At 34.5% G+C, this 24,591-nt stretch carries 25 protein-coding genes; 14 read left to right on the top strand and 11 right to left on the bottom strand.

Features of this window, described 5'->3' with window-relative positions:
- Nucleotides 1–11: 11 nt before the first annotated feature.
- Nucleotides 12–2,702 (top strand): DNA topoisomerase (ATP-hydrolyzing) subunit A, encoded by a 2,691-nt coding sequence (gene gyrA, locus A9G28_RS12575; RefSeq protein ID WP_065580894.1) that lies wholly within the window; start codon nt 12–14, stop codon nt 2,700–2,702.
- A gap of 95 nt (nt 2,703–2,797) precedes the next feature.
- Nucleotides 2,798–4,108 (top strand): glutamate/aspartate:proton symporter GltP, encoded by a 1,311-nt coding sequence (gene gltP, locus A9G28_RS12570; RefSeq protein WP_065568337.1) that lies wholly within the window; start codon nt 2,798–2,800, stop codon nt 4,106–4,108.
- A 269-nt stretch (nt 4,109–4,377) separates the two neighbouring features.
- Here gltP and rpmG read toward each other — a convergent pair whose 3' ends face one another.
- Entirely contained in the window at nt 4,378–4,545 is a 168-nt protein-coding gene (rpmG, locus tag A9G28_RS12565; RefSeq protein ID WP_025314526.1) for a 50S ribosomal protein L33, read from the bottom strand.
- Between the two features lie 15 nt (nt 4,546–4,560).
- Nucleotides 4,561–4,797 carry a 50S ribosomal protein L28 gene (rpmB, locus tag A9G28_RS12560; protein WP_034884345.1) on the bottom strand — a complete coding sequence of 79 codons (237 nt, stop codon included), beginning with the start codon at nt 4,795–4,797 and terminating at the stop codon, nt 4,561–4,563.
- Nucleotides 4,798–5,169: 372 nt separating this feature from the next.
- On the opposite strand from rpmB, the gene aroE reads away from it, so the two are divergent.
- The 5 genes from aroE to argA all read left to right on the top strand — a co-directional run bounded on the left by aroE (nt 5,170) and on the right by argA (nt 10,339).
- A complete protein-coding gene (gene aroE, locus A9G28_RS12555; RefSeq protein ID WP_065568316.1) occupies nt 5,170–6,000 on the top strand; it encodes a shikimate dehydrogenase in 831 nt (276 codons plus the stop codon).
- A 162-nt stretch (nt 6,001–6,162) separates the two neighbouring features.
- Nucleotides 6,163–6,516: an Aca2/YdiL-like domain-containing protein gene (locus A9G28_RS12550; protein WP_065568317.1), complete on the top strand. Its 354-nt coding sequence runs from the start codon at nt 6,163–6,165 to the stop codon at nt 6,514–6,516.
- 218 nt (nt 6,517–6,734) lie between these two features.
- The gene (gene aroL / locus A9G28_RS12545) at nt 6,735–7,247 is read left to right on the top strand and encodes a shikimate kinase AroL (protein WP_065580893.1); all 513 of its coding nucleotides are present in this window, start codon (nt 6,735–6,737) and stop codon (nt 7,245–7,247) included.
- 273 nt (nt 7,248–7,520) lie between these two features.
- Nucleotides 7,521–8,717, top strand: a complete 1,197-nt coding sequence (locus tag A9G28_RS12540) for an MFS transporter (RefSeq protein ID WP_065580892.1) — start codon at nt 7,521–7,523, stop codon at nt 8,715–8,717.
- A gap of 293 nt (nt 8,718–9,010) precedes the next feature.
- Entirely contained in the window at nt 9,011–10,339 is a 1,329-nt protein-coding gene (gene argA, locus A9G28_RS12535) for an amino-acid N-acetyltransferase (RefSeq protein ID WP_065568320.1), read from the top strand.
- Nucleotides 10,340–10,429: 90 nt separating this feature from the next.
- Here the strand turns inward: argA and A9G28_RS12530 are convergent, their stop codons facing one another.
- From A9G28_RS12530 to A9G28_RS12490, 9 genes are all read right to left on the bottom strand, one after another.
- Nucleotides 10,430–11,401 carry a sugar-binding transcriptional regulator gene (locus A9G28_RS12530; protein WP_065568321.1) on the bottom strand — a complete coding sequence of 324 codons (972 nt, stop codon included), beginning with the start codon at nt 11,399–11,401 and terminating at the stop codon, nt 10,430–10,432.
- 124 nt (nt 11,402–11,525) lie between these two features.
- Nucleotides 11,526–12,764, bottom strand: a complete 1,239-nt coding sequence (locus A9G28_RS12525; RefSeq protein ID WP_065580891.1) for a zinc-binding dehydrogenase — start codon at nt 12,762–12,764, stop codon at nt 11,526–11,528.
- A gap of 162 nt (nt 12,765–12,926) precedes the next feature.
- A complete protein-coding gene (locus tag A9G28_RS12520) occupies nt 12,927–13,757 on the bottom strand; it encodes a mannose/fructose/sorbose PTS transporter subunit IID (RefSeq protein WP_065568323.1) in 831 nt (276 codons plus the stop codon).
- 16 nt (nt 13,758–13,773) lie between these two features.
- A complete protein-coding gene (locus tag A9G28_RS12515; protein WP_065580890.1) occupies nt 13,774–14,592 on the bottom strand; it encodes a PTS mannose/fructose/sorbose transporter subunit IIC in 819 nt (272 codons plus the stop codon).
- Nucleotides 14,593–14,637: 45 nt separating this feature from the next.
- Entirely contained in the window at nt 14,638–15,111 is a 474-nt protein-coding gene (locus A9G28_RS12510) for a PTS system mannose/fructose/N-acetylgalactosamine-transporter subunit IIB (protein ID WP_065580889.1), read from the bottom strand.
- A gap of 1 nt (nt 15,112) precedes the next feature.
- Entirely contained in the window at nt 15,113–15,532 is a 420-nt protein-coding gene (locus tag A9G28_RS12505) for a PTS sugar transporter subunit IIA (protein ID WP_065568326.1), read from the bottom strand.
- A gap of 281 nt (nt 15,533–15,813) precedes the next feature.
- Nucleotides 15,814–16,482, bottom strand: coding sequence for a DNA mismatch repair endonuclease MutH (gene mutH / locus A9G28_RS12500; RefSeq protein ID WP_065568327.1), 669 nt, complete (start codon nt 16,480–16,482; stop codon nt 15,814–15,816).
- An 80-nt stretch (nt 16,483–16,562) separates the two neighbouring features.
- The gene (locus tag A9G28_RS12495) at nt 16,563–17,111 is read right to left on the bottom strand and encodes an NADPH-dependent FMN reductase (RefSeq protein ID WP_065568328.1); all 549 of its coding nucleotides are present in this window, start codon (nt 17,109–17,111) and stop codon (nt 16,563–16,565) included.
- A gap of 71 nt (nt 17,112–17,182) precedes the next feature.
- Nucleotides 17,183–17,719, bottom strand: coding sequence for a Dps family protein (locus A9G28_RS12490; RefSeq protein WP_065580888.1), 537 nt, complete (start codon nt 17,717–17,719; stop codon nt 17,183–17,185).
- Nucleotides 17,720–17,976: 257 nt separating this feature from the next.
- Between A9G28_RS12490 and srlA the strand changes: the two genes are divergently transcribed.
- The 7 genes from srlA (at nt 17,977) to A9G28_RS12455 (ending at nt 24,256) form a co-directional block, all read left to right on the top strand.
- Nucleotides 17,977–18,525, top strand: coding sequence for a PTS glucitol/sorbitol transporter subunit IIC (srlA, locus tag A9G28_RS12485; RefSeq protein ID WP_065568330.1), 549 nt, complete (start codon nt 17,977–17,979; stop codon nt 18,523–18,525).
- Nucleotides 18,526–18,554: 29 nt separating this feature from the next.
- Nucleotides 18,555–19,562 (top strand): PTS glucitol/sorbitol transporter subunit IIB, encoded by a 1,008-nt coding sequence (srlE, locus tag A9G28_RS12480; RefSeq protein ID WP_065568331.1) that lies wholly within the window; start codon nt 18,555–18,557, stop codon nt 19,560–19,562.
- A gap of 92 nt (nt 19,563–19,654) precedes the next feature.
- Nucleotides 19,655–20,023 carry a PTS glucitol/sorbitol transporter subunit IIA gene (srlB, locus tag A9G28_RS12475; protein WP_065580887.1) on the top strand — a complete coding sequence of 123 codons (369 nt, stop codon included), beginning with the start codon at nt 19,655–19,657 and terminating at the stop codon, nt 20,021–20,023.
- A gap of 11 nt (nt 20,024–20,034) precedes the next feature.
- Complete coding sequence (gene srlD, locus A9G28_RS12470) at nt 20,035–20,814, top strand: sorbitol-6-phosphate dehydrogenase (RefSeq protein WP_065580886.1); 780 nt, start codon at nt 20,035–20,037, stop codon at nt 20,812–20,814.
- Between the two features lie 73 nt (nt 20,815–20,887).
- Nucleotides 20,888–21,256, top strand: coding sequence for a transcriptional regulator GutM (locus A9G28_RS12465; RefSeq protein WP_065568334.1), 369 nt, complete (start codon nt 20,888–20,890; stop codon nt 21,254–21,256).
- A gap of 99 nt (nt 21,257–21,355) precedes the next feature.
- On the top strand, nt 21,356–22,135 hold the full coding sequence (gene srlR, locus A9G28_RS12460; RefSeq protein WP_065568335.1) for a glucitol operon DNA-binding transcriptional repressor SrlR: 780 nt from the start codon (nt 21,356–21,358) through the stop codon (nt 22,133–22,135).
- 432 nt (nt 22,136–22,567) lie between these two features.
- The gene (locus tag A9G28_RS12455; protein ID WP_065580885.1) at nt 22,568–24,256 is read left to right on the top strand and encodes a hypothetical protein; all 1,689 of its coding nucleotides are present in this window, start codon (nt 22,568–22,570) and stop codon (nt 24,254–24,256) included.
- The last annotated feature ends 335 nt before the right edge of the window (nt 24,257–24,591 follow it).

Raw genomic sequence — 24,591 nt, 5'->3', positions numbered from 1 at the left:
AACATGGTGTTATGACCGAATTAGCCAAAGAAATAACCCCCGTTAATATTGAAGATGAACTAAAATCCTCTTATCTTGACTATGCAATGTCTGTTATTGTTGGGCGTGCTTTACCTGATGTCCGAGATGGCTTAAAGCCTGTTCATAGGCGTGTTTTATTTGCTATGCATGAAGCGGGATATGAGTGGAATAAACCATATCGAAAATCAGCTCGTGTTGTTGGGGACGTTATCGGTAAATACCACCCACATGGTGATTCAGCTGTTTATGATACAATTGTGCGGATGGCTCAGCCATTTTCATTGCGTTATATGTTGGTTGATGGTCAAGGAAACTTCGGTTCTGTTGATGGTGATTCAGCAGCGGCAATGCGTTATACCGAAATTCGTATGCAAAAATTTGCAGGCTCGTTATTAACAGATCTAGATAAAGAAACAGTTGATTTTTCACCTAACTACGATGGATCAGAAATGATCCCAGATGTGTTACCTACGCGAATTCCTAATTTATTAGTTAATGGTGCGTCCGGGATTGCTGTTGGTATGGCAACAAATATTCCTCCACACAATCTTTCTGAAGTTATTAATGGCTGCCTAGCTTTTATTGAAGATGAAAATATTTCGGTTGATAGTTTAATGGAGTATATTCATGGGCCAGACTTTCCAACAGCAGCATTAATTAATGGACGTAAAGGCATTGAAAATGCTTATCGTACTGGTCGTGGTATTATTTATATTCGGTCTAAGGCGACAATTGAAGTCGATGATCATAGTGGGCGGGAAACCATTATAGTCCACGAGATCCCATATCAAGTTAATAAGAAAAAACTGATCGAAAAAATTGCAGAATTAGTTAAAGATAAAAAAGTAGAAGGCATTTCAGCATTACGTGACGAATCTGACAAAGATGGTATGCGTATTGTTATTGAAATCAAGCGAGATGCGGTTGGTGAAGTTGTATTAAATAATCTTTTCTCGTTGACTCAATTACAAGTTTCGTTTGGTATCAATATGGTTGCTTTACATAAAGGTCAACCAAAGCTTTTAAACTTACGTGACATGATTGAAGCTTTTGTCCTTCATCGTCGAGAAGTAGTAACACGTCGGACAATATACGAATTACGTAAAGCTCGTGAGCGTGCTCATGTATTAGAGGGTTTAGCGATAGCGCTTGCTAATATTGATCCTGTGATTGAGCTTATCCGAGCAGCATCAACGCCTAGCGAAGCAAAAACGAAATTATTAGCGCAAGCTTGGCAATTAGGTAATGTTGCTGCAATGCTTGAAAAGGCGGGTAATGATGCTGCTCGTCCTGAAGATTTAGCACCAGAATTTGGTATCCGCCAAGGGCACTATTACCTATCAGAGGCACAAGCACAAGCTATATTAGATCTTCGTTTACATCGTTTAACAGGCCTAGAACACGAAAAAATTCTTGATGAATATAAAGATCTATTAGTTCAGATTGGTGAATTATTGCGCATCTTAGCTAGTTCAGAACGCCTAATGGAAGTGATTCGCGAAGAACTAGAAAGTGTTCGTGACCAATTCCAAGATGCAAGGCGAACTGAAATTACAGCAAGCAGTGCAGATATCAATATTGAAGACTTAATAGCTCAAGAAGATGTCGTTGTTACGCTTTCGCACCAAGGTTATGTCAAATATCAGCCACTGTCAGATTATGAAGCTCAACGTCGTGGTGGTAAAGGTAAATCGGCAACTAAAATTAAAGAAGAAGACTTTGTTGAAAAATTATTAGTTGCTAATACTCACGATACTATCCTTTGCTTCTCTAGCCGTGGGCGATTATATTGGATGAAAGTTTACCAACTACCTGAAGCTAGTCGTGGTTCGAGAGGGCGCCCAATCATTAATTTATTACCGCTTGAAGAAAATGAACGCATTACCGCAATTCTACCAGTTAGAGAATTTGATGATGAACATTGCGTATTTATGGCAACAGCGCAAGGTACCGTTAAGAAGACGTCATTAATTGAATTTAGTCGCCCTCGAAGTGGGGGGATTATTGCGATTAACTTACGTGATGATGACGAGCTAATTGGCGTTGATTTAACGAGCAATGAAACGTCTGACACTGTTGATGATGAAGAACTTAATGATGATGTCATTGTTGATGAGATTGAGAATGATGATGAAGTTTCTCAAATCTCTAATACAGAAGATATTATGTTGTTCTCTGCAAATGGTAAAGTTGTTCGATTCCCAGCCAATAAAGTTCGTTGCATGGGGCGAACGGCGACGGGCGTTCGAGGCATTAAATTAGAGGGCGATGACAAAGTCGTATCACTGATAGTTCCTCGAGGAAATGGAGCAATCTTAACGGCAACCCAAAACGGTTATGGCAAACGTACTGAACAAGAGTTATATCCAACTAAATCACGCGCAACTAAAGGAGTGATATCTATTAAGGTGAGCGAACGAAATGGTGCAGTTGTTGGTGCAGTACAAGTTGAGGAAACAGATCAAATTATGCTGATTACTGATGCAGGTACTTTAGTGCGTACTCGAGTATCTGAAGTAAGCATTGTAGGCCGAAATACTCAAGGTGTAACCCTGATTCGAACAGCTGAAAACGAAAAAGTTGTTGGACTGCAGCGAATTGCTGAAACGGAAGATGAAGTTGAATCAGAATTATCTCAAGATGCTTACGATAGTGATGATTCTACTCAAAAATCTGAATAATATTTTTTAATTACAAAAAAAGGATTAGTTGGTATTGCTAGTCCTTTTTTGTTTTCCAATATCGTGAAAAGGAATAGAATTGCATGTCTTTCTCAATAAAAAAAGTCTTAACTAATCTTGCATGGCAGATTTTGATTGCATTAATTTTAGGGATAGCGGTGGGGGCTTATTTATTTGAACTCTCTACTCCTAGCCACCCTTTACACTCTTATTATCAATTTTCGATAGTCAACATTTTCCAACCAGCGGGCGATATTTTTATTCGTTTAATTAAAATGATTGTCCTGCCTATTATACTTAGTACATTAACTTTAGGTATTGCTGGTATTGGTGGTTCGAAACGATTAGGGACATTAGGCCTAAAAACAATACTTTATTTTGAGATTATTACCACGATTGCTATCTTATTAGGTCTTTGTTGGGGAAATATTTTTGCGCCGGGAGCGGGAATTGACTCTTCAACACTTGCAACAGCAGATGTGAGCAAATATGCAAAGGCAGCTGAAGAATTAAGTGGAAAACCTCATGGCTTAATTGTCATGATTCTTGATATGATTCCTGCAAATATCTTTAAAGCAATGGCTGATGGAGCTATATTGCCTGTTATCTTTTTCTGTGTCTTTTTCGGCTTAGGTCTAATGTCGTTACCAGATAAACAGCGCGAGCCTTTTGTATTTTTCTTAAAGGTTATCTCTGACACTATGTTTAAAGTTACTAACATGATTATGCGTTATGCCCCAATTGGTGTATTCGCTCTCATTACTGTGACTGTTGCCAAATATGGATTTGAATCTTTATTACCACTACTTAAACTGATTTTAACTGTTTATTCAGCGATGATTATATTTACATTAGTGGTGCTTGGTCTTGTTTGTAAAATTTGTCGTTTTAATATTTTCACACTGCTAAAAATATTGAAAGAAGAACTGGTTATCGCATTTTCAACTGCAAGCTCTGAAACAGCATTACCGAAAATTATTGAAAAAATGGAGTCATATGGCGCACCAAAATCGATTACAAGTTTCGTTATTCCAACAGGTTATTCATTTAATCTTGATGGCTCAACGCTTTATCAAAGTATTACAGTTATCTTTTTAGCCCAATTATTCCATATTGATTTAACTATTTTAGATCAAATTATAATTGTCATTACCCTAATGATAGCTTCTAAAGGTATAGCAGGAGTACCAGGTGCTTCAATCCTTGTGTTATCCGCAACACTTGGCAGTGTTGGCATTCCCCTTGAAGGGATTGGTTATATTATGGGGGTAGAGCGTATTTTAGATATGGGTAGAACGGTTGTTAATGTGGTTGGCAATGCATTAGCTGCAATTGTTATAGCTCGCTGGGAACATGTTTTTGATGACAAAAAAGCAAGAGCCTATGAACAACAATATTTGAAATAGAGTTATTTTTTTACTGACAAAAGCGCCGTTAACAACTGGCGCTTTTTTATTTTTTCAAGGAGTGCTTTTAAATAGCTAACTATCTTAATTGCTATCAGTTGTATGATTGTGGGCTTAAGTTATATTAATTTAAAACAGTAAAAAAGGCAGGCGAACATGCAAGTGTGGGTAATAAGTTGGTAGGCAGATATTGATAGTTATGATGGTTATGTATAGAAAAAAATAAAATAAAAAACCCAGCATTTGCTGGGTTTTTTATTTATCTAAAACTATTTAATTTTAGCTTCTTTATAAATTACATGCTGACGAACAACGGGATCATACTTTTTGATCTCCATCTTTTCAGGCATAGTTCTTTTATTTTTGCTAGTGGTATAAAAATGACCTGTACCAGCAGAAGAAACTAATCTAATTTTTTCGCGTACACCTTTTGCCATGATATGGTTTCCTTATTAGTACTTTTCACCACGGGCACGAAGTTCAGCTAAAACCGCATCAATACCCTTTTTATCGATAGTACGCATACCTTTAGCAGATACACGCAATTTTACAAAACGTTTTTCACTCTCAATCCAGAAACGGTGAGTTTGAAGGTTTGGTAGAAAACGACGTTTAGTAGCATTCATCGCATGAGAACGATTATTTCCTACTAAAGGACCTTTTCCTGTTACTTGGCATACTCGTGACATGTCAATAATTCTCCGAAATTTCAATGCTTAAGCCCTGGGCGTAATATGTTAATGGAATTAACCTCGTCAGGCTTTTAGTTTGCTGCAGTTCTATCTGAGAAGCAGTCTAACCTCTCACACTACACCCATAATAATGAGGTAGCGAAGTATACGCTGTTATACACAAATTCTCAAGCATTATCTTATTTAAGTGTAAAAATAAGATCATTATCCAAATAATTATTAACAAATAAATAATAATTGTTGTGATAACACTATTATGGCTAAGGTTAATTTAGATAAATATAAAAACCGTTTAATTTTATGATAAATATGGTTTAATACTATTAATTATCGCTTTTATCTATTAGATCTAATTTTCAAGGAGATTGTATGAGCCAGTTCACGCCATATAGTATATACGGCATTATCGGTTATCCGTTAGGGCATAGTATGAGCCCTCTTATTCATACTACATCATTTCAAGATTATGGTATTCCTGCCGTTTTAGTGCCTTTTGCTACGCCACCTGAAGAAATATCAACACTATTTAAATCAGTAAGACTATTAAATATTAGAGGGTTATGTGTCACTATTCCACATAAGCAGGCTATTATTCCTTATTTAGACGAAGTAACTGAGCATGTCAAAAAAGCAGGGGCAGCTAATTTAGTTTATTGGAATGGCGATAAGCTTTGTGGCGATAATACGGATATTGTTGGCTTTATGCAGCCACTGGAACAAAAGAAATTACCTGTTGAATATAAAAAAGTTTTATTACTAGGAGCGGGAGGCGCAGCACGTGCTGCTGTTGTTGGATTGCAAGACCTTGGTTATACCGAAATTACTGTGACAGACATTATGCTCGACTCAGCCAAAGCATTAGCAAAAGAGTTCAATCTAAAAGCAATAGCTTGGGAAGAACGCAGCCAAGTTGAAGCACAAATTATTATTAATTCTACCCCATTAGGTATGCAAGGTAAATTTGAAGATCAGACGCCTTATGAACAGGCTTGGTTTAAAGGGAAAGGCTTGGCGTATGATATTGTCTATACACCATACAATACTCGATTTAGACAAGAAGCAGAAAAAGCGGGCTGGGAATCGATATCAGGGCGTGAAATGTTTATTGGTCAAGCAAATGCTCAATTTAAAATTTGGACAGGAAAAGATCTTTCTGAACGAGCAAAACAATCTGTAATTGATGCTTTAGCCGGAAAATAATTACTCAACAGACAAACACATCTAACGACATTGGAATTAGCTGTGTTTTTTATAATTTTATCATTATGTTAGTGATCACTAACTCGCTGCATTAATGAATTAGTTTAATAAAAATTAGCACATTAAGTGGATAGAGCAAAAACATTATAATAAGGAGTATTTATGACTAGCGTAGAATTGCAAGCGTATCGTCGTTTTCTTATGATAAAAGTGTCAGAAGCAAGCGAATATATTGGAAAAACAGATACAAATACATGGCTTGATTGGGAAAAAGGTATAGCGCCTGTGCCCAAATTTATTGTAACGGCTATGCAAGAGCTAAAAAAGCTTCGAACCGAAAAAATTAATCTTATCATTAATAGCATCAATGATCGTGTTGGTAGTAATACTATTCGCTATTTTATGACATATGAAGAGTTTAAAAAGGTAAATCCAGAGCTTGACATCATTCAATGGCGACTACATCAATCGATTGCCACAGAGCTTTATTTCCGAGGTTTAGAAAAACTATGCTAATTAACTTAATCAAGATTATTTTAGGAACCTAATAGAGTATATTTACAACTAATGTAAATTTTAATTTACAAATTTAAGTTAAAAAATTTTAGTTAATTGATTAAAAAATAAATATTTTTTCAATTGTATAGATAATGTGTAAAAATATGTTGCAAAAACAAATGTGAATCACTAGCATGGTGACTATATTCTGTAAATCTAAAAGGGCAGAACCCAATATGAATAAAACAATTTTTTTAGTTGGTGCTAGAGCTGCGGGTAAAACAACAATGGGAAAAATGTTAGCTGACAAGTTATCGTTTTCTTTTGTTGATACTGACAAGCATTTATTTGAAACCACTCAAAAAACAGTAGCTGAAATTGTTGAAAAAGAAGGTTGGGAAGGATTCAGAGCAAGAGAAAGCCAAGTACTTGTTGATATAGCTAAACCAAATCATGTTATTGCAACTGGTGGAGGAATGGTATTAGCTGAGCATAACCGAGATTTTATGAAACAAAATGGCACGGTTATCTTTTTATCAGCACCTGCAGCAACACTAGCAGCGCGTTTAATGAAAGATCCTAATGTTGCTCAGCGCCCATCACTAACGGGGTTGTCTATTTTTGATGAAATGGAAAAGGTATTAACTGAAAGACTACCTTTATATCATGATGCTGCACATTATGAGGTCAATGTTGATCAAGATGAAAACTTGATTCTCACGAAAATCCTTGAAATGCTTAAGCGTTAAATTTAGCCAAAATATTACCTAAAAAGTGGTGTTGTTTAATAAAAGCAAATAATCAATTTAATAAAGAATTCTATATAAATTTATATCTTAATTAAACTTTTGCTATTCTATCTAAAAAACAGCAAAGCCTTGTTCTTCAGGACAAGGATAATGCCAATTAGGAATAAAGAAGGTACAAGTTAAGCAACAAATTTATACTAGCTATCTTTTTGATTAATAATTATATATTTAAATAAAGTTAAAATGTTATGTTGTACATATGGAGCACGACACATGGATAATCAAAAAGTCAATTCTTATGGAATTGTTGGATCTATTTATGCTAACTATATTATTCAAAGCATTGCATTAATTGTGATTATGCAATTTTCTCAATCGCTTTCACAGCAATTAAATACTGATATAGTTGGGCTTGGTTATGTTGCATCAGGTATAGGCATTGGCAAGATATGTTTAATGTTTGTTGGTGGTGTGCTATCCGATAAGTTTGGCAGAAAGTTATTTATTTATCTTGGTATGACTTGTTATGCTATCTTCTTTATTGGAATGATTTTTTGCACTAATATTAATATTGCATATTGTTTAGCAATTGCTATTGGGGTAGGCAACTCTTTTTTAGATACAGGTTCAATGCCTGCACTGACTGAATGTTTTCCTCGCTCAGCGGGTTCGGCAAGTGTGCTAATAAAAGCATTTATTTCTATTGGCACCCTAATTCTTCCATTAATTGCTACTTTCTTTTATGCCAATCAAATATGGTATGGTTGGGCATTTCTTGGTTTTACTGCTTATTTAGTCATTAATGGCTTATTATTGCCAAAACAATTTCCTCATAAAGATACAGTAATTAAAGGATACCAAGGGGAAGTAAATTATTTTAAATCTAATCCTGCATTTGGCTGTGAAGGTATTTTATTGATTTTGATGGGATTTACAACAACAGCCACATTTGTCATTATTTTGCAATGGCTGCCGACTATAGCTATTAAAGGTGTTAATATGAGTGATATTGATGCTAAACAGCTTATAAGTTATTATAGCGTAGCATCGATTATTTCTGTATTTGTTACTGCTTTTGTTGTAAAACATTTATTAAAACCGATCTTTTGCATCATTATTTTGCCTGCTTTGTCTGCGTTGGTATTAATTATTTTTTATTTTCATATCTCGCCAGTAATGTGTGTTATAGCTGCAATTGGTATGGGATTTACTGCTGCTGGGGGGGTGCTACAATTAACTTTGGTTGTGATGCAACAAATGTTTCCAACTCGTAAAGGTCTTGCTGTCGGTTGTATGTATACTTTTAGCGGATTAGCGTTTGTTGTTATACCACTTATCGTACCCAAATTAACCATGATCAATGTAAGTTATGCTATTTTAATTGACTTTTTTATCGCATTATCAAGTGTCATATTTGGCTCAATTATTTTTTATCGTTTTAAAAAGGTGATTGATTTTACAAAAATATAAATCACAATCTTCATGAATAGAAAACAAAATAATTAATCTTACTTATGATTAAAAAATAGTCAGTATTTTATATCAGGAGCATGGAAGCAATAGCATGCTCCTTATTTAGCTAGCGATTAAGCCCCTATCTTCTGACCTTTCATATCTTTATTAAATATCACAATATGGGCACTTGGCTTATATCTTCATAAAAATTACTCTTACAAATATTTATAAAAATACCTTGCTATTAAATTAAAAATAAATAAAAATACATAAAACATGAATAAATATTCATTTGAGGCGGTGTAAAAATGAAAGAACGTACAACTGAATTAGTTGATGGATTAAGACATTCGGTACCGTATATTAATGCACATCATGGCAAAACGTTTGTAATTTTGCTTACAGGTGCAGTATTAAAAAGTAATAATTATTCAAGCATTATCAGTGATATTGGCTTACTCTATAGTCTTGGTATTAAACTTGTTATTGTCAATGGCGCACGCAACCAAATTGACGAATCCCTTAAAAATTATAATATTAAACCTAAATACTATAAAAATACTCGCATCACTGATGCAATCACGCTAGATATTATTAAGCAAGTTACTGGGCTATTGCAGCTTAATATTACAGCCAGTTTATCTATGAGCTTAAATAACACGCCGTTACAAGGAGCTCACATTAGTGTTGTCAGTGGTAACTTTGTTATTGCGCAACCTTTGGGGATTGATGATGGTGTTGATTATTGTCATACAGGAAAAATTCGCCGTATTAACAAAGAGGCTATTGAACAGCAGTTAGCGCGAGGATCTATTGTACTATTGGGGCCTGTTGGGGTATCGGTTACTGGTGAAAGTTTTAATTTAGCGTCAGAAGATGTTGCTGCTGAAGTTGCTATTCGCTTAAAAGCGGATAAATTAATCAGTTTTTGTGCTGAGCAAGGTGTTTTAGATGAGCATGGTCTGGTTATCACTGATCTTTATCCTATTGACGCTGACAATTATGTCAATCAAAAAGAGCAACAAGGAAAACATTTATCGAGCGAATCACGCTTTTTACGAGCCGCGGCGAAAGCATGCCGTAACGGAGTAAGACGAAGTCATTTAGTCAGTTATTTGCTAGATGGATCTATTTTACAAGAATTATTTTCGCGTGATGGGATTGGAACACAAGTTTCTATGGAGCATTCTGAGCAGATTCGCTTAGCAACGATTAATGATATAGGGGGGATTTTAGAGCTTATTCGCCCACTTGAAGAACAAGGTATTTTAGTCAAACGCTCACGTGAACAATTAGAGATTGAGATTGACAAATTTACTATTATTGAACGTGATAACATGACAATTGGATGTGCAGCGCTTTATCCTTATCCAGAAGAAAAAATGGGTGAAATGGCTTGCGTTGCTATTCACCCACAGTATCGCAATTCGTCTCGTGGTGATTTATTAATAGAAAAAATAGTCGAAACAGCTAATAATTTAGGATTAGAAAAAATATTTGTCTTAACGACACGTAGCATTCACTGGTTTAGAGAAAAAGGATTCTATCCAGCTGAAGTGGATGATTTGCCAATTAAAAAGAAACAGCTCTATAATTACCAAAGAAACTCAAAAATTTTAATGTTTGATATTTCATAGTTTTTTATAATGTACTGCTTCATAGGTAATATTACTAAGTAATAAAGACTGAAGTAAATCAAACTATTGGCAAATCATTTTAGTTGAAAATTAGTCTATTAATTGTGTTGCCATTTCATCACTAACTACCAATATATCAATATAATTTCCATTTAGTGCCGCAATTAAACTATTGATTTTTTCCGGATCACCACTCGCACATATTTTTAAAGGAATTTTTTTCAGATTATCCAATGTTACCCCGATAATTTGTTTACAAAATGGTGTTGCTAATTCATTTCCCTTTTGATCGAAAAAATGAGATAGAATATCTCCTACAATTTTTTTATTAGCAATCGTTTGAAACAACTCGCCATAAAAACCATACCAAATAGAACTTTTGGAAATAGCAGGACAACCCACACTAAAAAGCCCTATTGTAATTTTACTCCACCAATCTTTTAACTCTCTCATATGTTGAGTTTTTTCAATTTCTAATTTTAATTTTTCAGTATCAACAATGGCAGGGTAATCAATAAGTATAGCCTTACTATTTAATTTGTTGGATAGTTTGTAAGCAATATTGTTGACATGGTATTTTGTTTCAATTTTTCCCGAAGGTCCGCCAATCATTGGTACAATGGTTGTATTTTTAAATTTGATGTTGTCATTTTTTAAACAATTAACAATATAATTAATAGTGCGACCCCATGAAATGCCAATGATATCGCCATCATGAATATTCTTGAATAATACATTTGCAGCAACATTACAGACAATCTGATTTTTGCTGTCATTATTAATATTTTGATTGACTGGTACAACAATAACTTGTTTTAAATTAAATTTATTAAGAATTTCTTCTTCTAATGCAATGTTGGGTAGTAAATCGTAGTTAATTGATATAGAAACAATGCCTAATTCTCGTATTACTTTTAACATTCGACTAATGCTTGATCTATGTATGTTTACGATTTTGGCTATTTCGGATTGAGTTTTATTTTCTTCATAATAGAGTTGAGCAATTTTTACTAATAACTTGTGTTGCTCAAAATCGTAGTTACCAAGGTTGTTATTAATCATGGTGATATTATCTTATTAGTCATGGTTTTTAAAAATCACTATCTATTTCAAAAATACCAATGCCATTTATGATACTTCATAAAATGGCATTTTGATGTAGTTAAAGTATACCAAAAAATTAAAACTAAATATCAGGAAAATGACTTAATACAAAATCTTCCGCTTCTTTTGACCAAATACCATGATTTTTATCTAATATTTTTTTCAATGTAATATCATCAGCGTTATCGGTTAAAGAGTCTAAGCCTTTTATTTCAAATTTTTTATGAGTATAAACCAATTTTTTTCCGCCTTTAATTTCATTTTGTCTTTGGGTGATTTGACAAGCTTGATCAATTCCCATTATATGAGACACAATTTTAGCAACATCAACCTTACCCGATTCGATTAGTTTAACGGCTGAATGCATATCATCAGGATTTCCTCCAGAAGTTCCAACAATATGCGTAAAATTATAATGAACATCATAAAAATTAATTTCAGCCTCAAAATTTTTATTTTGGGGACCAGCAAAAAAATTCAAGCAACCATCAAAAGCTAATAATTGCGATGCTAAATGAATCAAATCTTTTGATGGTAAAAAGATAAAGATATCATCAAAACAGTTTTTGGAAGATGTATTTTGTAATAAAGGCAATTGATCTTCACTATCAGATATATCAATAAATTCAAGCTCAACGCCATTGCGTGATGGGTATAATTTTTTCAATAGTGCTATTTTTTCTTTACTTCTCCCTGTGACAACTACTTTTTGAGGTTTTATGTCTCCTCCCAAAGCGTAGTCTATTGCCAGCATACCCATTGGACCGGTCCCCCCTAATATGAGCAGTTCTCCATTAGGCTTTATCCCCATAATATGATCATAACTATTTGGCTTTAAATGATAGTTAGCATTAAATGCACCAATAACACAAGATAAAGGTTCAACTAATGCACCTTCAAAATACGTTTTTCCATCATAAGGAATTAAACAATTTTGTTTTAATACGTCATGATTAACAATCATATAAGTTGCACATCCGCCTGTATTTGGATATGAATAACCAACACAATAAGGGCTATCTATAAGTTGTAAGTTAGCTTGTATAACGTATTTTTGCCCTTTTTTAAACTTATGTTGCCAATTTTTACCTACTTGCACAATATCGCCGCAGCATTCATGTCCAATAATGACTGGGTTGTTTTTTAGATCTGGTGGTGTTTTCTTATGATTTTCACCTTGATTTACTAGCTTTAAGGAAGACATGCAGATGCTATCCACAATGACAGACACTAATACTTCATCATCGGATATAGGTGGAAGCTCAAAAGATTCTAACCGAAGATCATTTTTTCCGTATAATCTAACTGCTTGAGTTTTCATACATTCCTCTTTAATAAATTAAACTTTATACAAATTTAACTTCAATATTGTTTAAATACCTAGTGATACTAGTAGTTGTAAGAAAAAACTGTATTTATAACAAATTGTTGTAATTTTTTGATTCAAAATGAGACTTAATTTTTTAAGATTTTTATTGGCATTTTAAGCTAAAATACCTAATCCATAGCCAATGATACCCACAGCAAATAAGGCAAAAATTAAGATAATTGGGCTGACTTTTTTTCTGAGTAACTTCATTGTTAACAATGTTAGCCCCAAGGGGAGTAAGCCGGGCACAAGATCGTTAAGTATACCTTGTACTGTCATAACGATTTCATTACCATTCGCATCGGTTGTTTTAGATACCACTAATGGAATATTTATTGAAGTCCATTTTGTCACGAGTACACCCATAATAAATAAACCAAGAATAGATGCACCTTCAGTCATTTTAGGTAAAATATTACCCGAAAGATCTTTAACAATACCTATTCCTTTCGATAGTCCATAGGTTAAGCCATACCATTTCATAGCAAGTCTGAACAAATTAAATAAAACAAAAAATAATAATGGACCAGCAATATTACCTGTGAGTGCTAAAGATGCACCAAGTGCCGCAGTGATAGGACGCAATGTGCCCCATACTAGAGGATCGCCAACACCAGCTAAAGGCCCCATTAACCCAATTTTTAGACTATTGATTGTTCCATCATTAATTGGTGCACCATTTGCTTTTGCTTCTTCCATCGCTATTGTTACGCCAAGCACAGGCCCACACATTGCTGGGGTCGTGTTGAAAAAAGATAAATGCCTTTTTAATGCTTGACGTTGCTCATCTTTAGTGTGATAAATTCGTTTGATTGTTGGAATCATATCTACACAAAAAGCAAGTGCGTGTATACGTTCATAATTAAAAGAGGCTTGTTGAAAATTAGAACGAATGAATGTACTAATCACGTCTTTTTTTTGAACGGTTCTTAATGTCTTTTCCATAATAAATCCTTATAAGTTAATCGTCTAATTCATCATCGGTAATTGTTTGATTGGTATTTGTTGCTTGATTTGCAAATTTGTTATTATTTGGTATTACATTAAATTTTGGATTTAATTGAACATAAATAATGGCAAAAATAACTGCTAAAATACCAAATGAAAGTAAACTAAAATTTAAATACCCACCTAGAACAAAACCTAAATAGAAAAATGGGGCTAAATATTTAACAATCATCATGTTTAACACCATTGCATAACCGACAACAACGATAAATCCACCAGCTACGGAAAGCCCACCAGTGACAATATCTGGCAACATGTTTAATAAGGATTGAACAGTGCTTGCATCAACATAAATTGCAACAATAGAGGCAGGGATAGAGACTCTTAATGCTTGTACAAAAAGCGCACTAAAATGGAGTAATTCAATTTTTCGAAATTGAACCTTTTCAGCTGCTTTATCTGCCTCATGCTGAAATATCACTGTAATGGTTCTTGCAAAAACAGTTAATATTTGTCCTGCTGCTGCGACGGGAAGGGCTATAGCTATTCCTGTTTGAATATCTTGCTTTCCTACAATAACTAAGGTTGTTGAAATTACACTAGCTAATGCTGAATCTGGTGATTGTGTTGCTCCTATATTCATCCACCCCAATGCTATAAGTTCAAGAGTTCCTCCTAAAATAACCCCTGTTTTTATATCTCCCAATATTAAGCCGATCATAGTGCATGCAATCAATGGACGGTGAGTTTGAAACTCATCAAGCACACTTCCCATCCCTGCGATACACGAGAAAATAAAAATCAATATGATTTGAAGTACTGAAATGTCCATGTTTTTCTCCTACCATTTATTGTGTTAGTTAGTATGACTAACCGTCTAGATAAGTTCGATAAAATCAACATTCGGATCAGTAATGACGACTTTTAAGCACAGGTTGATACCCATCTCATGCATTTTTTTGAATGCAGATATGTCGTTTTTGTCAACAGAAACGGCTTTGGTAATTTGTTTCTTCCCCTCTTTAAACGACATTCCTCCAATATTAACCTCTTTAATAGGAACCCCCGCATTGATTAATCTCAAAACATCGGTTGGGTTGGTGAAAAGGTAAAAAACAGTATCATTTTCATATTTAGGGTTTTTATAGACCGCAGCGGCTTTATCAATACTAATCACCGAAACTTTAATTCCAGGAGGTGCAGCTTGTTTAACTAGAGTTGAACGTATTTCATCATTAGCGACCTCATCACTGACAATGATAATTCTTTCTGCTTTAGCTTCTTTTGTCCAAACGGTGGTAACTTGACCATGAATTAATCGATCATCAATACGAACTAAATTTATAATCATTTTATAATTCCTCTTCTGGAGATATGCTTTTAGATAATGATTTGAAAGATCTAATAAAATCTAATTTAACTTCACCTAATTGTTCATATACGGTTTCAATATTGATAAGTGAAAAATCAAGATTTAATAGTTCTAAACAAAGGGGCAAAGACAAACCACTGATGACTTCTATACTATCTGATTGCATAGCTAGCATGGCCGCTGCGTTATAAGGGCTACCAGAAAATATATCGGTAATAATGACAAACTGTTTGCTTTCAGATTGATTAATAATTTTTAGATATTTATCTTTTAAATCATCAATGCTATTTCCTGGTTCAAAAGTTATTGAATGTAAATTAGGATATTGGCCTGCAATCATTTCAATACTATTTTTCATTTCATGGGCAATTTTCCCGTGTCCAGCTAAAATAATGTTCATTTAAAATCCCTCACAAATTCTCTTTTTCAATCACAAATGTTGAGGCAACTTTATATTCACATATGCTCAAAGTAAATCATAAATGTGAAAAAATGTGATGAAGGTAGTATTTTTGTGAAAATGAGAGTAAAGAAGTTATTTATTTTTTAGTGAGAGATTGAACTATTGTCAAAAATTTGAATAGTTAGGTAAGAGTTGGTATTAAAAGCACATATAACCAGTATATTCTGTTATACGATCAATATTTTCAACTATAAATCATTCTATTGCACTTAAAATGACTATCGTATTAACGCTTGCAATATTTGCATAGTAAATGTTTTTTTTAAATAAAACCCACGTGGGCGAGTTAAAATAATTTCACCATTTTCACCAATTGCTTCGGTGAGCGCTTGCCCATTGGCTGCCTTTGGCCTAATTTGTAGATAAGTACCGTATCTTGCAGTAATTTTTTCAACTTGCCCTAGTGCTATCATATCCATTAATTCTTGCCAATCCTGTTTAAGCTGCTGTTCTTGTGCTTGAGTTGGTGTCCATAAAATCGGGTTCCCCACTTTTCGATCAATAAGCGGAATCGTTCTTTCCCCTTCAATTGGAACCCACAAGACTTTGGCGAGTTTATATTTTACATGGCTTGTTTCCCAAATAACGCCATGATTAGCCATTAATGGCGTAACACTGACAAAGGTGGTTTCTAAAGGTTTACCTTGTTTATCAACGGGAATTGTTTTTAGCTCAATACCTAGATTAGCAAAATCGCGCTCAGCTTTACTGCCCGCATTTGCACCTAAAATAGTTTCGATAAGATTACCAACCCAACCTTTTTGTTTATTTAAATTATCGGGTATTGGAATGTTTAAATATTGTGCTATATCTCCAAAAGAATATCCTGCAACTAATTGTGCACGATCTAATAGTTCTTGTTCGCTCTTGGGAATAGATAATGTCATTACTGTGGAATATAAATTGATTTACCGAATAAAATACACAGCCAAATCATTTTGGCTGTGATAATGAAAATGTATATCAATTAGCTTAGTTTTTCAACCCAAGCAGCATAAGAATTAATAAATAATGACAAAAATTCTTTGCTTTTTTCGGTAACATTGCCTTGATCATCAAAAGCCGCACTTACACTGCCAAAATAAGCTTCAGGTTGTTGTAATGTTGGCATGTCAAGAAATACTAATGATTGACGTAGCTGATGGTTAGCCCCAAACCCACCAATTGCACCTTGTGAAACAGAAATAATTGCAGCAGGCTTTTTAGACCAGATACTTTTACCATAAGGTCGAGAACCCACATCAATTGCATTTTTGATAACGGCGGGTAAGCCACGATTATACTCAGGCGTTACAAAAATGGCGCCTTGACAATTAGCTATTTCTTGACGAAAACGAGTATAAGAGGCAGGAGGGGCATCAGTATCAATATCTTCATTATATAAAGGTAAATCCCCAATTTGGATAATTTGTAATGAAAGTGATGGTGGTGCGATTTTTTGGAAAACTTTTGCTACTTTTAAGTTATAAGAGTCTTTACGCAAACTTCCTACTAATACAGCAATTTTTTTACTCATCTTAAATCTCCACATATTTTTAATAAGAGGCATAATCAATGCCTCTTATTATTATCATTAATAATTATTTATTAATGTCCTGATGAGTCGACTTTTCGGCCGGCTTCAAATAAGAACCATGCACGCTGTTCGGTTTGATCAATCCACTCTTCAATTAAACTTGCAGTAGCAGTATCGTTATATTTATCGCAGATATCATGCGCTACACGCATGCGTTCTGTCAATCTTACGTTATCTTGGCAAAGTTCAGCAAGCATATCTGATGGCTCAACAAAATCAGCGTCGTTATCAGCAATGCTTTGCAATTTAGCAATATGACCGATTGAACGAAGTGTTGTACCGCCTAATTTACGTACACGTTCGGCAATTGGATCTGTCATTGCAAATAGCTCTTCACCTTGATCATCTAGCATTAAGTGATAGTCACGGAAGTGTGGACCACTAACGTGCCAATGAAAGTTTTTGGTTTTTAAATATAGAGCAAATACATCTGCTAAAACAGAATTCATTGCTCCAGAAATATCTTTTGATGCCTTTTGACCTAAATCAGTTGGAAACAAAATCGCTGCTTGTTGTAGCTTTTTAGCAGAAGTCGTACTTTTAGCCATGATATATTCTCCTTAAAGTGAATAATAAATACCCGTATTGCTAAAATTACGCCAACTTAAGGTTAATGTCCAATAAAAAAACATTAATTTTTTACTATCATTGCTATTTTATTAACCTATTACTTTTCTCATTTCTTTTTATTTGAAATATTATTTTTCAAAATGAAATAAAATATTTTAAATTGTGATCATCTTAAAAGTTTTTTGTTTCTAGAGTTGATAGTATTTTCCTGAAATTTAACTTAATAGGAGACAACATGATTGATGCTATTTCATTTGGTGCCGAGTGGTTTATTGGCTTATTCCAAGAAGGAGGCAAAGTATTTATGGGAATGGTAACTAACATTTTGCCATTATTAATTTCATTACTTGTAGTGATGAATGCAGTGATTAAATTTATAGGGCAGGAACGTATCGAACGTTTAGCGCAAGCATGTGCAGGTAACCCAATTTCTAGATATTTATTACTACCGCTCATTGGAACTTTTGTTTTTTGTAACCCAATGACATTAAGTTTGGGGCGCTTTATGCCAGAGTTTTACAAACCAAGTTATTATGCTGCTTCTTCTTATAGTTGCCATTCAATGAATGGGTTATTTCCACACGTCAATCCAGGTGAACTTTTTGTATATTTGGGTGTGGCAGCGGGTTTAACTACATTACATTTACCTTTAGGTCCTCTTGCTGTGAGTTATTTCCTTGTCGGTTTGGCTACTAACTTCTTTAGAGGTTGGATCACAGACTTTTGCACTGTCATTTTTGAGCGAAAAATGGGTATTAAATTAGCAAGAACAGTTCATCTATAAAAAAAATGATAATGATAAGGAATACAAAAATGACTAAATTTATTCATATCGAAAAAGGCGAAGCGGGTTGGGGGGGGCCTTTGGATCTTCCTATTATTGCAGGAAAAAAGATTGTCTATATTGCTGCTGGTACTCGCCCAGCGATTGTTGACACCCTCGTGGAGTTAACTGGATGGAAAGCCATTGATGGTTTCAAAGAGGGAGAACCACCTAAAGAGGAAATTGGCGTAGCTGTTATTGACTGTGGTGGAACATTACGTTGTGGTATTTATCCCAAAAACCGAGTGCCAACGATTAATATTCATGCAACAGGTAAGTCTGGTCCATTAGCTCAATATATCGTTGAAGATATCTATGTTTCAGCAGTAAAACCTCAAAATATTTCATTGATAGAAAAAGATAGTGATGTTGCAGATGAAACCTCATCAATAGTTAAAGAATCACAAATAAATAATAATTTGTCTGAATTTAAGGAATATGACAGCAGTAAAAAAATTACAGAACAAAGTGATGGATTATTAGCAAAAATCGGTATAGGCATGGGATCTGGCGTTGCAATTTTTTTCCAAGCTGGTCGTGACACTATTGATACAGTACTTAAAACAATACTTCCTTTTATGGCGTTTGTATCGGCATTAATCGGGATCATTATTGCATCTGGGTTAGGCAACCTTATTGCACATGGATTGGTTCCGTTAGCCAACAACCCTATAGGGCTTATTATATTAGCCTTGATCTGTTCTTTCCCATTGCTTTCTCCGTTCCTCGGCCCTGGCGCGGTTATTGCCCAAGTTATTGGTACTTTAGTTGGTGTACAAATTGGGCTTGGCAATATTCCGCCTCATTTAGCATTGCCAGCGTTGTTTGCAATTAATGCACAAGCGGCATGTGATTTTATTCCTGTTGGTTTATCGCTTGCTGAAGCCAAGCAAGATACGGTGAGAGTGGGTGTGCCATCTGTATTGGTTAGTCGTTTTTTAACAGGTGCACCAACAGTATTAATCGCATGGGCGGTTTCGTTATTTATATACCAATAAATTGTTTTAAAGGTCAGGGCATCTGCCTGCTAATTTAAAACAATGGTAGAAATAAAAATCCTGTATTAAGTGTAAAGATAAGAAGGTTAATCATGTCAAATGTTATCTATCATGCAAAAATTGATCAAATTGGTGCGTTTGCCCAAGAAGCATTAGCTGACGGTATGTTAATCCTGTTTAAAAACGGTGCGCCTGCTGATTTAGCGGACTACTGTTTTGTTCATAGTCATGATGATTTAAAACTGGAATTACAAGTGGGGCAGATACTTCAATTAGGCAATCATATTTATAACATCACATCGGTTGGCGAAGTTGCTAATGTTAACTTACGTGAATTAGGTCATATCACATTAAGATTTGATGGTAATAGCCAAGCCGAATTACCCGGAACTGTTCACGTAAAAGGGGAAATTCCTGCGCAACTTTTTGTGGGTGATGAAATTAGAATTTTAAATGATTAAGGAATATAAAAATGAAAAAAGTAGCAGTTGTTATCGGTGGTGGTCAAACTTTAGGTGAGTTTTTGTGCAAAGGTATCGCTGATGCAGGATACCAAGTTGTTGTTGCTGATTTGAATATTGACAATGCGAATAAGGTAGCGGAAGCCATTAATCAAAAACATGGTGCTGGCTCAGCTCAAGGGTTTGGGGTTGATGCTACCAACGAAGAAAGTGTAATCCAATTAGCACAAGATGTTGATAGTACATTTAAACATGTTGATTTAATGGTATATAGTGCAGGTGTTGCAAAAGCTTCACCTATTAGCCATTTTACATTGACCGATTTTCAATTATCGGTGAATGTTAATCTTACAGGCTATTTTTTATGCGCGCGTGAATTTGCTAAATTGATGATCAAATATAATACTCAAGGTCGAATTATTCAAATTAATTCAAAATCAGGCAAAGTTGGTAGCAAACATAATTCAGGATACAGTGCGGCTAAATTTGGTGGAGTTGGGTTAACACAGTCTTTAGCTTTAGATCTTGCTGATCATGGTATCACTGTTAATTCGTTGATGCTGGGTAATTTATTAAAATCACCAATGTTTCAATCATTAATACCACAATACGCTAAAAAATTAGGTATTCCAGATGATCAAGTAGAGCAAGTTTATATTGATAAAGTGCCACTTAAACGCGGTTGTGATTATCAAGATGTGCTAGATGTGCTGCTATTTTATGCAAGTGATAAGGCTTCTTATTGTACAGGGCAATCTATTAATATTACTGGTGGGCAAGTAATGTTTTAGTTAAGATGATATGCGAAAATTAAACCAAACAATTTTCGCATATTTTGTACCTAACATATAATGGAGAATAACCATGAATATGAGTAATACTTTAATTGTAATTGCACTTATTGCTTGGTGTCTTCAAATTGTATTTAGCTGGCTACAAATTCGGCGCTTTAATCAAGCCTTTTTAGCGATGAACAAAGGGGCTTATTTAGGTATTGGTCGTAGCAAAACAAAACGATTTAGACCAAGAGTATTAATAGCTATTTCATTAGATGAAAATCAGGTGGTTATTGACTCTGTATTAATGAAAGGTATTACTGTTTTTGCCTCACCAAAGCCCATCATTCAGCTACATGGATTACCTATTGCTGATATTATGCCTGAAAACGTTTTCCCCAATGATATTGCGTGTCAAAGTGCCTTGACTGTGGCATTAGCCACAGATAAAAAATAACTAACTTTTATTCTGAAAAATATTCCCTTTCATTATGAAATAATATATTTTAAAGTAATACGATTTATATATGCATGCTAATGATGATGGGATTTTATTATGAAAGTGAAGCAACGACAAACAGCGATTTTAGAATACCTGCAAAGTAACGGGCAAGCTAGTGTAGATGAATTGGTTGAGCATTTTAAAACAACAGGAACAACAATTCGTAAAGATCTCACACAACTTTATGCAAGTGGTTTAGTTTTGCGTACTTATGGTGGTGCAATGTTAAATCGAGAGCTTGGAGATAGAGCTATTGATCACAAAACTTATATTAATACCGCACAAAAAAAAGCTATAGCAGAAGAGGCCGCAAAGCTGATTCATGAAGGAGATTCAATTATTTTTGACGCCGGAAGCACCGTTGCACAAATGATTCCAACGCTAGCTAAATTTAATAACCTCACGATTATGACCAATAGTTTGCATATGGTTAATGAATTGGTTGCGAACGATAATGATCAAACTATTATTTTAACGGGAGGCACGTTTCGTCGAAAATCAGCCTCTTTTCATAGCAACAATGCATTAGCTATTGCCGCATTTGAATCTTATACCTTTGATATGTTATTTATGGGGGCTGATGGTGTTGATTTAGTTGGTGGCGTCACAACGTTTAATGAAAGTTACCATGGTAGTGTGGCAATGAGTAAGGCTGCTGCAAAGTTAATTTTATTAGTTGATTCATCAAAATTTGGTCGTCGTAGCCCCAATGTTGTGTGTGATTTAAGTGCTGTTCATACAATTATCACCGACGATAATTTAGATAATAGGTACTTTGAAGCGCTAACACAAAAAGGAATTAACCTAATTAAAGTGAAAATAAACGGAAAATAAATCACATTAAATTATAATTTTTACACAATAGATTATTTTTGCCATCAAAATTAGACTAATTTTTCATTAATTATTTAATTGTATAATAGTTAAAATTTTGTCAATCTCTTTTTTATCTAAGCTATTTTTAACAAACTATCGTATTGCCTAATAAGCGCATTATTAGGTACTTTGTTCTATGCACAAAAAAGTTCTATGCACAAAAAAGTGATATTTATTGTGTTTATCGTTATTTTTATCCCGTTTATTGTTGATTTAGTGTAGTACTATCGCATTGATTTCTTAAGTGTGCCTAACAAGTGATCAGTCCATGTTTTATCTTTACAAAACTTAACAAAAAAGTTGGTTAAATAAGGCTTATTTTTGTTTATAATTGATAATATTTAGAAAAATGGAATTAATAACCAATAAGTTATAACAGGTAATGGTGGAATGAATAGTCATACTAATTTGTCTTTTGTACAAAAAATTAATTTTATAAAAAACGTAAAAACAGATTATCAAAGTACATTGTCGGCGTTGTCCAAATGGAATATTAATCGTTATACGTTATCAATATCAGGTGCTTTATTGGGCTTAATGGTATCAACCAATGCTACTGCATTATCAGCAACAACCTCTAATGTGATACAAGGCAGTGCTCCTTATTTAAGCTTGGACAATGGTGTAACGAAAATAATGAGTGAAGACGGCTTGCTCAGCATTAAATTACCTGATGGTAGCCTGTATATTGCTCCAGGTGAAAATAGCGAATTATATCCTAATGCCAAAGTTGATAATTCAAGCTACACAAATCCTATAGCATTACCTAGCGAAGTAAAAACATTTGCTGATATTCAAACATTTGTACCATTAACAGATAATACGCATTACCCAAGTATTGAGCTAAGTAACTTAATCGGCGAGCCACATAATTATTGGGGCGATGCTGATGGAGATGGTAATGCCAGTGCGACAGGTAAGCTAAAAGTCAAATGGTTAGACGCTGATGATAAAGATATTACTGCCGAAATTAAAGCTAACCCTAATAGATTATTAAACGGCTGTGATGTACCTTACCAACTCACTATGACGGCAACTAATGGTACATTATCAACAGAGTATGGTTTGCCACAAACCAGTACTTTTAATGAGATTAGTCATACTTATTATTTGGGCAATAAGGCAGATATACCGACAAGCTGTTATGCATTGCCTAACACTCGATATGATAGCCAACGCGCGGCATCAGATGGCCCTGATTGGGTAGTAAATGCAGGGTTTAAAATTCATTCTGCTGATAAATTAACCGAGAACTTTCCAACGACAGGGACAAATGGTATACATTTCTTTTTATTATTAACGGGTATAACACCAGAGCAAGTTGTTGCCGCAAATGGTACTACTGTTCATGCAGAGAGTGGTCATGGCGTAACTTTATCGCTTTCTGCAGCCGAAGTGAATTGGAATTACTCATATACTTGGGAAGATCAAGAGCGTTGGGATGCGAGGCCGATAAACCCGAAAACTGGCGTTAAGATAAAGTTAAATGGACCAACTCGTGATTCAAGAGATAAGCGTTTTTCGCCATCAGTATTTAAAATTTACGCTGATAGCAATCATACCCATTTACTTTATAGCTTTAAGATAGAGCGTTGGTATATAAATAATCCTCCCTCCTCCGATGAATATGGACAGCCAGTCTATGAAAATATGACATTTGAAAAAGCTACAATGTTTTGCCAAGAGCTAGCTAGTGGCTATCGTATCACTAGAGCTAATGATCTCACAAATGCCAATTTTGAGGGATGGGATGGTGGTGTAATGGGGACGGAAAGTTACGGTTATCAACGACGTGTGAGTTTTAAGCGTGGAGGTCGTTGGATAGGCGGTTTATTTAGTGAATGGGGGAGAATGGCTAGTTTTTTTAAAGGGCAGGGTAATTATGATGATGAGGAGGATTGGGGTAGTGAGGAATCGGCTCTACAGAACAGTGACTATGCGATTACTTGGGGAGATGATCTCTATTGGACAAATTCTCTATTAAATAATAACTATCTTTTGGTTAGCCCAATAGACGGAAGCCTAACTGATGGAAGATGGGGGGAAAATACTGTGCTAGCTGCATGCGTATCTCCTTAAGCTTATACAAAAAGCGATTAACCTACTTAAAGTGCAGATAAATGGAAAATAAATAACATAAAATTGTAACTAAAAAAGTTGGTTAAATAAGGCTTATTTTTGTTTATAATTGATAATATTTAGAAAAATGGAATTAATAACCAATAAGTTATAACAGGTAATGGTGGAATGAATAGTCATACTAATTTGTCTTTTGTACAAAAAATTAATTTTATAAAAAACGTAAAAACAGATTATCAAAGTACATTGTCGGCGTTGTCCAAATGGAATATTAATCGTTATACGTTATCAATATCAGGTGCTTTATTGGGCTTAATGGTATCAACCAATGCTAC

Source organism: Gilliamella sp. Fer1-1 (assembly GCF_001690825.1).
GTDB classification, from domain to species: domain Bacteria; phylum Pseudomonadota; class Gammaproteobacteria; order Enterobacterales; family Orbaceae; genus Gilliamella; species Gilliamella apicola_C.
Note: the sequence above shows the minus strand (reverse complement) of the source record. Positions and strands in the feature narration are given on the sequence as shown.

Bases quoted from the DNA above. Each gene is read 5' to 3' on its own strand.
- gyrA (WP_065580894.1), top strand. From the start codon at position 12: ATGACCGAATTAGCCAAAGAAATAACCCCCGTTAATATTGAAGATGAA.
- rpmG (WP_025314526.1), bottom strand. From the start codon at position 4,545: ATGGCAAAAGGTGTACGCGAAAAAATTAGATTAGTTTCTTCTGCTGGT.
- rpmB (WP_034884345.1), bottom strand. From the start codon at position 4,797: ATGTCACGAGTATGCCAAGTAACAGGAAAAGGTCCTTTAGTAGGAAAT.
- aroE (WP_065568316.1), top strand. From the start codon at position 5,170: ATGAGCCAGTTCACGCCATATAGTATATACGGCATTATCGGTTATCCG.
- A9G28_RS12550 (WP_065568317.1), top strand. From the start codon at position 6,163: ATGACTAGCGTAGAATTGCAAGCGTATCGTCGTTTTCTTATGATAAAA.
- aroL (WP_065580893.1), top strand. From the start codon at position 6,735: ATGAATAAAACAATTTTTTTAGTTGGTGCTAGAGCTGCGGGTAAAACA.
- A9G28_RS12540 (WP_065580892.1), top strand. From the start codon at position 7,521: ATGGATAATCAAAAAGTCAATTCTTATGGAATTGTTGGATCTATTTAT.
- argA (WP_065568320.1), top strand. From the start codon at position 9,011: ATGAAAGAACGTACAACTGAATTAGTTGATGGATTAAGACATTCGGTA.
- A9G28_RS12530 (WP_065568321.1), bottom strand. From the start codon at position 11,401: ATGATTAATAACAACCTTGGTAACTACGATTTTGAGCAACACAAGTTA.
- A9G28_RS12525 (WP_065580891.1), bottom strand. From the start codon at position 12,764: ATGAAAACTCAAGCAGTTAGATTATACGGAAAAAATGATCTTCGGTTA.
- A9G28_RS12520 (WP_065568323.1), bottom strand. From the start codon at position 13,757: ATGGAAAAGACATTAAGAACCGTTCAAAAAAAAGACGTGATTAGTACA.
- A9G28_RS12515 (WP_065580890.1), bottom strand. From the start codon at position 14,592: ATGGACATTTCAGTACTTCAAATCATATTGATTTTTATTTTCTCGTGT.
- A9G28_RS12510 (WP_065580889.1), bottom strand. From the start codon at position 15,111: ATGATTATAAATTTAGTTCGTATTGATGATCGATTAATTCATGGTCAA.
- A9G28_RS12505 (WP_065568326.1), bottom strand. From the start codon at position 15,532: ATGAACATTATTTTAGCTGGACACGGGAAAATTGCCCATGAAATGAAA.
- mutH (WP_065568327.1), bottom strand. From the start codon at position 16,482: ATGACATTATCTATTCCCAAGAGCGAACAAGAACTATTAGATCGTGCA.
- A9G28_RS12495 (WP_065568328.1), bottom strand. From the start codon at position 17,111: ATGAGTAAAAAAATTGCTGTATTAGTAGGAAGTTTGCGTAAAGACTCT.
- A9G28_RS12490 (WP_065580888.1), bottom strand. From the start codon at position 17,719: ATGGCTAAAAGTACGACTTCTGCTAAAAAGCTACAACAAGCAGCGATT.
- srlA (WP_065568330.1), top strand. From the start codon at position 17,977: ATGATTGATGCTATTTCATTTGGTGCCGAGTGGTTTATTGGCTTATTC.
- srlE (WP_065568331.1), top strand. From the start codon at position 18,555: ATGACTAAATTTATTCATATCGAAAAAGGCGAAGCGGGTTGGGGGGGG.
- srlB (WP_065580887.1), top strand. From the start codon at position 19,655: ATGTCAAATGTTATCTATCATGCAAAAATTGATCAAATTGGTGCGTTT.
- srlD (WP_065580886.1), top strand. From the start codon at position 20,035: ATGAAAAAAGTAGCAGTTGTTATCGGTGGTGGTCAAACTTTAGGTGAG.
- A9G28_RS12465 (WP_065568334.1), top strand. From the start codon at position 20,888: ATGAATATGAGTAATACTTTAATTGTAATTGCACTTATTGCTTGGTGT.
- srlR (WP_065568335.1), top strand. From the start codon at position 21,356: ATGAAAGTGAAGCAACGACAAACAGCGATTTTAGAATACCTGCAAAGT.
- A9G28_RS12455 (WP_065580885.1), top strand. From the start codon at position 22,568: ATGAATAGTCATACTAATTTGTCTTTTGTACAAAAAATTAATTTTATA.